Raw genomic sequence first — 10,326 nt, 5'->3', positions numbered from 1 at the left:
TGCGATAGCTTGATGTGTGCGACCTGAAGCTTGGTGCGCTCGCCGCCGATCACGGCATAATCTTCACTCCAATCGAACTGGAATGCCTCGCCTGGTCATGACCAAATATCGAGGGCATAAAGCCTTCCGTTTACGTCTCACCGAAAGCCGCGAGGCTCACGCCATTCATGTCGGCCTCAACGAAACACTGCTCGCAGACGGTGATAGCCGAGAAGCGATAAGGACGTTAATTCATCGTGACCTTCCCGCGTCAACAACACACATCCTGGCAGCAAAAGGAGACGATAGCGAAAGGTTCGCCCAAATAGTGGTAGAGGAAGTTGCCGCTCTCGGTCTTCAACCTCCAACACCTGTCGCCCATCCAGAACATGGGAAACCCAGCCCTGAACGCCGAGGCGTGGTGGTTGTGGCTGCTAGCATTGGATCTGGTCAATCCTTGCAAGACGCCAGCCGGGATCTGCGGGAGGATTTTAGAAACCTACCAAGGACGTTCGTCACCGGCCTCAGAAAGCATAGCATCGCGGATCACGGACAGGTACTACTCCGAAATCTGGAGCACAATAACGACTGGCCTAAGCATATCCTCAGGGTCGTCGATGACATGATGCTTCCGCACCCAAATCAGTATGTGGCATGGATGAAGGAGCTTGATTTCTGGGAAATGGTGGTCATCGATCAACAGTTCTCAAGTTCTAAAAGGAAAGTAATCAAACAGATTAAGGATCGGTTGGCAGTTCTTCGTAGCGATATTGTAGGCGATGATCTCTTCTTGCGCTCCGGTTCGGACAGACCCCTGAAACTTAGGCCGAGTTTCGCGTTTTGGGATGGACTATATGACGATGAGATTACTCAGGGCGACGTTTTTGCCACTATGGCCAGCATCCTGGAAAACTGCCGAAAAGGGTCGAAGGGCCGCCAGCTGTCTGCGCCTCTCGCGCAATCACCATTCCATGTAAACGTACTTTCAAGCGAAAACTTCACGCGTTTTAACGACGGCGTTATTCAAGCCTCGCTTTTGCGCGCAGCATTTCCGCACGAATTGAACTTCGCCGGAGCGGCGACATCTGTGCACAGTTCGAAAATCAGCCATTTAATCGTTAAAATGATGGAGCATCATAAAGACGATCAAGGCGAAGCATGCCTCGAGTTCCTCGTTGCCTTGGCGACAAAACGCTTGGCACTCGCTGCGAACGACCTCAAGCGAATAGCGGCATTTCCGCAAAATAGGCTGTCTGATATCCTTTCGGTCGTCCGGCCATACGCAGTCGGCCAAGTCCCCAAAGAATCGCTAGAGCAAGGTCAACCCGATCAGCCATATTGATCGGTGACCACCCGAGTTCAGATTGGTAATTGAACAAGCTGCGAATGCCCACTAAATTAAGGTGTGCGCTGATAATTCTCAGGACGATCTACCGTTTCCGAAGTTGGTCCTTTTAAATGTCGCTCAGGCGCGTCCCTATTGCCCTTTTGGCCGGAATGCCAAGATCCTAGCTGAGGAGAAAGCTTCACTAACCTCAGTGCTTTCACGCAGCTTGAGTCCTATGACTTCAGCATTTTTTGAAAACCAACCTGGGGGCAATGCCGTGAGGTTTTCAATGTCGCCGGCTTTCATGGTGAATTCTACACTCAACAAGTCGGATTTGCTGCGAACGGCCGAATCCACGATCAGCTGCAGGGCGTTGGCGAGAACTGTCGGCTCCGAGATGGGCCAGTCCTTATCCAAGGGCTCTTCCCGGCTCCATCCCTTGGCCGAATACAGCTTATAAAGCGATGTCGCATGGTCTGTGGGGATGATATCCAAATCTTGTAGGCGCCGGATCTGCGCCTTTACCGAAACCCGCCAGCGCTCCTTCAGGGACAACAGAGACGCAAGCGACGCGCTCTTGACCTCATAGGAGTATGTCGTTGCCGGCATCAGGAACGCGCTGGCAAACCGAAACGCCTGGCGCTCGATCTCCTTGAGATCCTTCTTCAGCTCTTCTTCGGTAACATGGCGATGCAGGATCGCATGACCGAGTTCGTGCGCGGCATCCATCTGCCGGCGCGGGAACGACATCTTGTCCGTGGACAGCAAAATATGCGGCCGATTGCCTCCTTGAGCCCAGCTGCAGAGGCCATCCAGCTTTGAAGTCCCCATCTCAATGGAACCGACAATGCATCCGACGCGCTCGAGCAGCGGCATCATATCAATGCAGGGTCCATCACCAACGCTCCAATGGGTGCGCAGGTCAGAGGCGATCTGCTCGATGTCCTCGTCGCGGAGCTGCTTATAGGACGCACCCTGCAATACGTCCGGAATATCGACCTCCGGGAAATCCACATAATGCTCCACGATACTGCTGATTTCCTGCAGCCAGTGCATCTGGGATTCCTGGTAGTTCAGATCTTTCACCAAGGTCGATGCCAAGGTGCGGTAAAAGAGAGGCCGGTCGCTGTTGGCGACCGGTCTAAGAAAAAACTCTCTGCGAACGTGAAGGTGAGCTGCCAACTCGGCTAAGGCATCGGCATCAGGGGCGCTGGTCCCGTCCTCCCAGCGGGTGACGGTGCTGGGGTTGACGCTGATCAGGGTGGCCAATGCCTTCTTGCTTAGAATTCTTCGTGCTGCTCTTGCCTCGATCAATCTTTCAGGGACGAACCCCGGGGTTCCTACACGCATGCATTTCCTTCCCCGGCTTTATCAGCACGGGTCACTTCGTATCTCTGTCGTTGTCATTGTCGCCATCAGGCTGCTCTGGTGGTACAAACGGTTTGATCGCTTTCTTCAAGCTGATGATCGGTTTCTTCGCACCAGTACCAGACGACAGCACCGGAGCGATTACCGGCTCATCGGCATAACCTTCAAGGTATTTGTCGAGCGGCTCGTAGAAAAGATATTGCTCGTACGCCGCATCGATCACACCGATGGCGAATTCGCTGATCTTTCCGCCACGCTCACGGTCACGAGCGACAAGGAACAGCACAAAAATGTCGCCGATTTTGGGCCCTGTTCCGTCAAGGTCGAGGCGCGGGGATAGGTAGTAATTGAGCGTTACGCCAGCCTTGCGTGACACGTTTTTGACGGGCAGCGCTTTCGGCTCCGGCATGGCTGCAAGACCGAAGATGATTCCCTGCCCGTTTACCTCAAACCGCATGAAAGGCTGGAAGATCTTCAAATCGGTTAGTGGGATGATGCCGTTTTCGAGCAGCTTGCCACCGTGAAGTTCACAGGTTTCCCGAAACGCCTTCTCCATCATGCGAAAGCGGGCATGCCCCTCCAGTTCTCGGCTTGGCTTGGGGTCGAGGCCTGCGTGGTCGCGTACCATCGTAAAGGCCTTGAGTGCGGAAGCGCTCAACCGGTCTTCCAGATCGAGGAAGAGATTCTTGAACAAGGCCGGCGGGAACCGTCTTTTGATATAATGCTCCACCGTGCGCTCCGCGTCGAATTGCAAAATACAGGAATCATATACGGAAAAATTGCGTAAAGAGCAAGGTGTCTATCTTCGGCTCGGTAAGCATGTCCTCCTATCTCAATCTCAAGCCTGACCTTCAAAGTCTTGCGAGAGGGTCGACTTCGTGTCGCGCAAAGTGTCGGTATCTGCTCGCAGCGAACCTATGAACTTTAGCTAGATGCCCTACTCTGCCTCTTGCATTCTAAAACCATACGTTGAGAATGTGCGGCCGACGGGGAATCCGGTCAGGCAGGTCGCATATGCCCGACGGGCGAAAAGCCTATCCTGGTCCCAACTTTCAAGCGCCTGGTTTCCAACAATGATGTTCTTCCACCCCGCAATGTCACGATCCGCCCATGGTTATGCCGCATCCCGAGATCTTCTATATCTATGCCCTGAAAGCCTGGAAGCCGTATGAGGTCACCCCTTTCCAAGGATTTGCACCGGGACTAATCCCCCTCGCCCATTTGTTGGCGCATCCGGCCTTTTTGCCGAGGGATATCGTCCAGCTCACGATGCCGCCCGATAACCAGTTGGCACGCCGGCGGGCCGGTATGGCGCATTGGATCTGGAGTCCTGTCGATGTCGAAACCCTGATCCGGAAACGCAAGCCCATGCCTGCCGCGCCGTTCATGGTGGTGTTCACGGGGGACGAGGCTGTCGCGCGCGCAGTCTCCAAATGGAGAAATACCCTGACGCTCAAACCGCTGCATATCAGTATGGTTGAAGGTGTCGGCGCGCTTTTGCCAGGCGAAATCACCGTCGAGCGTATTCGCCAGTTTTGCAAGGTGGCACTCCGGCAAGCCAAATCTCTACACCGTCGCCTCGATATCGATGAAAGTCTGGCGGCCCTGGATAACTGGACGCCGCTTAAATCCCGGCCTTCGAGCATTTTATATCACGGGCATAATGTGACGGTAGCGAACGAGCTAACGCTTCGGAGCGTGGGGGAGGACGCCCCTTCCGATCCGCAAGGACATCTCAATGCTTCTAGCCATGAAAGCTATGTAAGCGGGATCACCGAATCGACAGAAGCTGTCCTGAAGCTGCAGGAAGCCGTCGCTGACCGCGCTGCATTTCAGAGGAATTGCAATTATCCGCCAACATGGACCTCAACCCACACCGCAAGGACTGGCTGGTCAGGCTGGCCTCACGGTGCCAAGAGGCCGGTGGATTCGATCAGGCGCGCTGGCAGACGCTCTTTGATGATATCCTAGCTGCGTCCGATGTCATTCGGTACACCCACCTCGGAAATCCGGAAAGTATAATCCTTTCCGAACCGACAGTCTTCGAGCGTTTCTACACTGCCTTCGAATGAAAGCGAGCCAAAAGACCGAAGCTTATTAGATTTGTACGGGGAAAGAGATGAACGCGCCGCAGGCGCAAACACTCCAAAATACTCCAGCCCTCACCGTACACACAGGTTATGCCCCGCCCATCATATCCGGCAGAGGTCGGTCTTAGACATCCCTTCGGGCATCGTATCGGCGGCCGGAGGCGTCGCGCTTGTTCCACTCTCAGACAACACCCCATGCTCGAAACCTCCCCCTCCCCGTCATCTCGCGCAAGCCCAGCTCCAAAACAATCCGCCGCGCCGCCTGCGGCGTGACCTCGAGCGTCTTCGCCACCATCCCGGCCGACACGAGCGGTTTTGCCATCACCAGCTCGACCAGCTCAGGCAGCTTTGAAGACGTCCGGCGTCCGCCCAGCTTTCGCTCGAACATCGTGCGCGCCAAGGCCAGCCGGTCATGCTCCTTCATGCCGATCTCGGCGGCCGCCAAAAGACCGTGGGCGATGGCGAGCAGCCGGGTTTCCCGGTCGCGATGCCGGCGCCGATCGACCGGAATGGTTTTCAGGCCGAGATTGATGGTCGCGAGATGGGTGCCTGACGTGATGCCGGCCTGGCGCATAATCGATGCCGCCAACAGCCGACCGAGCCAAGGGGCGTGCTGCAGCACGGCCAGCTCGTTCCAGGCATCGAGGGCAACGATGGCCTGCAGCACCGCCGGCAGGTGTTCGGCCTGGCGCAGCACGCTGCGCCATTCGTCGAGCCGGGCATCCTCGTCCCAGTCGAGATCATAGACGATAGGGTCTCGTTCCCGGGCATCGGCCGAAGCCCGTCCGGGCTTTCTTGCTTGTTCGATCACCGCGTCCGATCGAGCCAGAACCGCATCGATCGCGGCATAGTCGATACCCGGAAGGTTTCGCGCGTCATCACCATCGTCCCCCTCCCCTTCTGGATCGATCGGGTCTGCACGCAGAACGACGCTGGCCGGCTCCGTCACCTCGACGCCAATCGGATTGGCGTCCGACGTTCGTCGCAATGTCCAGATACCCTCTGCGGACAGCGCCCAGTCGGCAGACTGGCCAGAAACGCGCCGGCGGGTGCGCAGCACGTCGCGGGCAATGGTGAGTTCGTGGGTGGGTGTGCGGGTATCGCGAAAGGCGTCATGGAGGACGAGGTCTTCGAGATGCACGAGGTCGCCATCGATCCACAGCGACGCACAGGCGTCGGCGAAATGGGATCGTTCGATCCAGCCTTGCCCGACCGGCGAACGGGCGATCCGCTCGTCGAGGCGCGCCAACGCGATACCGGCGCGGAATGCAGGTTCCATTAAGGCTGTCATGCTGATTTTCGCGAGATCGTAAGACATTGAAATCATGGTAAGTGATTTGCTAAACGAACGCTATATGAAGGTTAAGGTTCCTCACATGGTATGATTGCCGGGCGGCGTTATAACCATCGATAAGTATCGCTTATCGTGGGTGATTGATTTCGAATCGCAAATCAGAAAGAATCGGGACAAATCACAGTCCCCGAGCCAGGAAAGCGCGCTCCATGGTGTTCGAAAACAAGGGAAATGGCAGACGGACTATTCGCTGCGCGCAGTCGCCTGGTGACGCCGGCTTTTCGCCAGCTCGACAAAACGGCGCTTCACCTGATCGAACAGCGCCGGCGGCAAAGGCCCGTGATAGCCGTTATCGCTGTCGATCGGCCGAACATCGGGCCCGGGCCAGACAAAGCGATTGCTTTCCGTCAGCACGATCCGGGACCTGTCGTCGTCAAGGCCGAGACGCCGTTTGGTGGCTGCGGGGATTTCGACGGCATCAGCAGGATCAGACGGTGGCGTGTGCGTTACCGGCAGCACGCGCACAATGGGCGTTCCATCCTCAAGGGCCGCAACCAGCGCCAGCACAAGAACCGGGCGATCCTTATCGCCTTCTTCACGGCCTTCCAGATGCTGCCAATGCCAGAGGTAGGAATAGCGAAAGATCCAGCCGACTTTTGGTTCAGCTGGCAGCATTCTTGCCCGTCACCAGTTCGCTATCAAGATGATCGAAACCCGGCTCCATGTCCGACGCCTCGACCACTGCCAGATCGTCGTCGCCGAGCATCGCTGTGACCTCGACGCGTCGGTCGCGGCGGGCCAGGCGCAGATAGTCTTCGTAGGCGATCAAGACCGTCCGCGGCCGGCCATTCTTGGTAATGATCACTGGCTCACGCACGGCGGCGTCCTGATAGGCGCCAAAGTTCTTGGATACGGCAGCTGCCGTCACGGTCGATGTCATCACCGCCTCCTGTTTTCCGTAAAGTACGGGATTTCCGGGCTTTATTCAAGTCCCACGACCAAAGACTCGGAATATCCATGACCAGTAATCCGCTTTCTGACAAAGCCGCCCTTCGACGCGCCGAAGAACTGGACACGATCGCCGCGATCCTGCCGATCGATCGGCGTGACAAGCTCGCCGAACTGCTGACCGACCAGGACATCGAGACACTGCGGCATCTGGTCAACGAAGGTATGGGCGAGAACACGCTGCGGGCGTTGACTTCCGACCTTGCTTATCTTGAAGCCTGGTCGTTCGCCGCGACCGGTTTTCCGCTTCCCTGGCCAGCTCCGGAGGCGCTTCTGCTGAAATTCGTCGCCCACCATCTCTGGCAACCGGAACAGCGCGACATCGATCCTCACCACGGCATGCCAGCGAATGTCGAGCAGCGCCTGCGGGCGCAACGCTTCCTTCGATCCTCCGGGCCTCATGCGCCCGATACGGTGCGCCGGAGGCTTGCCAGTTGGTCGACGCTGACAAAATGGCGCGGGCTGACTGGTGTCTTCTCCACCCCTTCGCTGAAATCCGCGATACGCCTTGCCGTGCGGGCGACGCCGCGGCCACGAAAACGCAAGAGCGCCAAGGCGGTCACAGGAGATGTGCTGGCACAGATGCTGGCCACCTGTGCAGGCGGCAACCTTCGTGACGTGAGAGACCGGGCAATTCTGATGGTGGCTTTTGCCTCAGGCGGTCGCCGCCGCAGTGAGATTGCCGGTTTGCGAAGGGAGCAGCTCTCGGTCGAGCCGCCAATCGCCGTCGAGGGTGGTCCTGCCCTCCCCTCTCTCGCCATCCATCTGGGTCGCACCAAAACGTCAGGGACCGAGCACGATGAGGTCGTTTATCTGAGCGGCCGGCCGGTGGATGCGCTGAATGCCTGGATGACCGCTGCCAGAGTTGAGAGCGGGAGCATTTTTCGGAAGATCGATCGCTGGGGCAACGTTTCGAAGCGGGCACTGGAGCCGAGTGCAGTCAACCAGATTGTCAAGCAGCGGGCGGCGCTGGCAGGGCTGGAGCCTGGGGAGTTTTCGGCACATGGATTGCGGTCTGGATATCTCACCGAAGCCGCCAATCGCGGCGTCCCCCTGCCGGAAGCCATGGAGCAGTCACGCCATCGGTCGGTTCAGCAGGCATCGAGCTACTATAATAGCGCGACGCGACGTAGCGGTAGAGCGGCACGGCTTCTATGATTGTAGTGGAGCCAGCAATTTTGACCTTACGGGGGAAAAACAAGTGCGTCGGAGGCCTTGCGGCACCTCACAGCACAGGGAGTAGGGTTCTGCCGAACCCCCTCACCCTGCAGTTTGAGGCTTCACAACCGCGCCGATCCGGAGCCAGGCGGCACCGCTGACGTGCAGCGCGCCGGAAGACACCCCCGGCGATTGCGAGCCACACTGCTACAGAGGCATCCTGGAACAGGCATCCCGAATAGCGCTCGGGGCTACTCATTCGCCACATTTGCTGCCCGAATGCGCGCGTCGCCGGCCACGCCAAAACTTCGCACAAAAGAGGCCCGGCTGATCGCCGGGCCTCACCTCCTACGCCGCAAGAGAAGTGCGTCTTACAGAAGCATAATGCCGATGCCGATCACGATCAGGCCGATTGCAACCGACGACGTGGTGATCGGAGCCGCCTGGATCTGCCAAATGATCGGCGGGAACGGCGGGAGCAGGACCGGAAACCAGATGAGGAAGGCTTTACGGAATTCCTCGATCGCCTCCGGGTTACCAAGAACCGCGCCAACGGCGAGAAGTTTGGCCTTTTCCTTGTCGGCTTCGCCGAGCTCTTCCCAGCCGGGCTTCGGCGCTGGGGACGGCGCCGAGTGCAAGCGAGGTGACGTTCTGGTTCATGATCTTTCCTTTTCATCGAACCCAGCAGCTCGACCAGCGACGCTGGCCGTTGTCTGCTGTGTTCGTTTGTACAGGCGCGCCAGCTCCGCCCCCCGCAGAGGAACGTGGATCTTGCGGATCAGACACGCGACGAGTCAAACGTAACCGGCGGGCCGCTGCGCGCGAGAAGGACGTGCTCCTCCGCATTCGCCTGTTTGGCAACGGGTAGAGCCTGGCCAATGACCAACAGGCCGGTGACGATGATGGCGAAGAGTTTTGAACCGGACTTCAACATAGAGGCCTCCTTTTGATCGTCGTCTGCGCTCGCCGCAGTGTGCTGGTAGATTTTACGAATATCGTTGCTGTACTTCACACGGTTGGCCGCCGTGACATGGCCACGCGGAACGAGTTCGCGTGACGCCTGGAGCATGGGCGCATCGCTCGTCTCCAGGTATTCGGCCACTCGGCCCAGATAGCGGGAGACATTGATCGGCTCTTCGTCGGGAAAGGGACGCAGATCGAAATGTGCCAGACGGGGATCCACCAGAATAGCTTGTCTCAATGCCCCAGCAGCGGCCTTTGTGGAGACAGGCGCCAAGGCTTCAGCGAGAAAATATGCACGCCGGGAAGCTGGTGCGATCGATTCCAGCGCCCAGCGAATGTCTGTTTGCAGGCTGAGATCAAGCAGCTCGTTGACCAGCGCCACATATGTGGCGCCGCTGTTCTTCGTCAGCTTGTATTCTACGTTGAGGCGCGCCTCCATCGCCAAGAGCCGCATGTAGCGCAGATAGGGTGTAGCGCCCACCTTCGAAATGGCTTTGTTGAAGCCTATTTGCGCTCGCGCGAAGAACTGGCCAGCCGTGCCGAGCTCCTGACCGAGGAGCTGTTTCACGCGGCCTTGGAGCATCCAGTGATAGGCATCGTCGGCGACGTGGCGCCCACTCTTGGAAAGAGTGCGGATAATGCCGGCAAGATGGTCGACGCCAGCCATGTCCTGAAGCAGGAAACTACGCTCCAGAGAATCCGATGCGGCGCCATACCACGGGGAGATCACCTCGTCCGTCATCTCCTCAGCGAAAATCTTGTAAAGATACGGAAGAGGACGCGAACGCTCCATCTCACCACGTTGGGTCCGACGAAGAAGTTCGCCGAGGGCTTTCGTGCCAACCTGATCTGCGCCCTCCTCCTCGAGCAGTCTTGAGGCCAGCGATTCATGTGTGAACAGCGGGGCGCCGTCTTCACCAGGCTGGGCGAGGAGAAGGCCTATCATCCGCTGCGATGGGCCGATTGGCTCCAGGCCAGCGACTTCTGTTGAAATTTGCGTCATGTGCAGCTCCGTGAGTTGGTTCCGGATGAACCTTTACCGAGATGCGTCAAGGCTGCCCGCAAAATCGGCCATTTCTGTGGGAAGATTCGCTGTGCTCGAGGTCCGGATCCCTGATTTCTCATGCCGTAGATGCGTC

10 protein-coding genes are annotated in these 10,326 nt (G+C 57.8%); 3 read left to right on the top strand and 7 right to left on the bottom strand.

Annotated features, from left to right (window positions below; translation table 11 throughout):
• Positions 1–97: 97 nt before the first annotated feature.
• Positions 98–1,321: a hypothetical protein gene (locus J2Y63_RS33375; RefSeq protein ID WP_435269532.1), complete on the top strand. Its 1,224-nt coding sequence runs from the start codon at positions 98–100 to the stop codon at positions 1,319–1,321.
• 135 nt (positions 1,322–1,456) lie between these two features.
• Here the strand turns inward: J2Y63_RS33375 and J2Y63_RS33370 are convergent, their stop codons facing one another.
• Both J2Y63_RS33370 and J2Y63_RS33365 read right to left on the bottom strand, forming a co-directional pair.
• Positions 1,457–2,656, bottom strand: a complete 1,200-nt coding sequence (locus J2Y63_RS33370; RefSeq protein ID WP_435269531.1) for an ImmA/IrrE family metallo-endopeptidase — start codon at positions 2,654–2,656, stop codon at positions 1,457–1,459.
• 31 nt (positions 2,657–2,687) lie between these two features.
• Positions 2,688–3,404: a hypothetical protein gene (locus J2Y63_RS33365; RefSeq protein WP_435269530.1), complete on the bottom strand. Its 717-nt coding sequence runs from the start codon at positions 3,402–3,404 to the stop codon at positions 2,688–2,690.
• Between the two features lie 380 nt (positions 3,405–3,784).
• Between J2Y63_RS33365 and J2Y63_RS33360 the strand changes: the two genes are divergently transcribed.
• A complete protein-coding gene (locus J2Y63_RS33360) occupies positions 3,785–4,645 on the top strand; it encodes a hypothetical protein (RefSeq protein WP_435269529.1) in 861 nt (286 codons plus the stop codon).
• Between the two features lie 300 nt (positions 4,646–4,945).
• Here the strand turns inward: J2Y63_RS33360 and J2Y63_RS33355 are convergent, their stop codons facing one another.
• The 3 genes from J2Y63_RS33355 to J2Y63_RS33345 all read right to left on the bottom strand — a co-directional run bounded on the left by J2Y63_RS33355 (position 4,946) and on the right by J2Y63_RS33345 (position 6,998).
• Entirely contained in the window at positions 4,946–6,091 is a 1,146-nt protein-coding gene (locus tag J2Y63_RS33355) for an RHE_PE00001 family protein (RefSeq protein WP_435269528.1), read from the bottom strand.
• A 210-nt stretch (positions 6,092–6,301) separates the two neighbouring features.
• The gene (locus tag J2Y63_RS33350) at positions 6,302–6,733 is read right to left on the bottom strand and encodes a plasmid maintenance toxin (PemK-like) (protein WP_435269527.1); all 432 of its coding nucleotides are present in this window, start codon (positions 6,731–6,733) and stop codon (positions 6,302–6,304) included.
• Positions 6,720–6,998 carry a type II toxin-antitoxin system Phd/YefM family antitoxin gene (locus J2Y63_RS33345; RefSeq protein WP_221127449.1) on the bottom strand — a complete coding sequence of 93 codons (279 nt, stop codon included), beginning with the start codon at positions 6,996–6,998 and terminating at the stop codon, positions 6,720–6,722. The genes J2Y63_RS33350 and J2Y63_RS33345 overlap by 14 nt, the downstream gene beginning before the upstream one ends.
• Positions 6,999–7,075: 77 nt before the next feature.
• Between J2Y63_RS33345 and J2Y63_RS33340 the strand changes: the two genes are divergently transcribed.
• The gene (locus J2Y63_RS33340) at positions 7,076–8,224 is read left to right on the top strand and encodes a site-specific integrase (RefSeq protein ID WP_435269526.1); all 1,149 of its coding nucleotides are present in this window, start codon (positions 7,076–7,078) and stop codon (positions 8,222–8,224) included.
• A 371-nt stretch (positions 8,225–8,595) separates the two neighbouring features.
• Here the strand turns inward: J2Y63_RS33340 and J2Y63_RS33335 are convergent, their stop codons facing one another.
• Positions 8,596–8,862, bottom strand: a complete 267-nt coding sequence (locus tag J2Y63_RS33335; protein ID WP_435269525.1) for a hypothetical protein — start codon at positions 8,860–8,862, stop codon at positions 8,596–8,598.
• 140 nt (positions 8,863–9,002) lie between these two features.
• Positions 9,003–10,190 (bottom strand): hypothetical protein, encoded by a 1,188-nt coding sequence (locus J2Y63_RS33330; protein ID WP_435269524.1) that lies wholly within the window; start codon positions 10,188–10,190, stop codon positions 9,003–9,005.
• Positions 10,191–10,326: the final 136 nt, after the last annotated feature.

Origin of the sequence: Shinella sp. BE166 (assembly GCF_051201095.1) — a bacterium.
Classification (GTDB): domain Bacteria; phylum Pseudomonadota; class Alphaproteobacteria; order Rhizobiales; family Rhizobiaceae; genus Shinella; species Shinella lacus.
The sequence above is the reverse complement of the archived record's forward strand: the minus strand, read 5'-3'. Positions and strand labels throughout refer to the sequence as shown.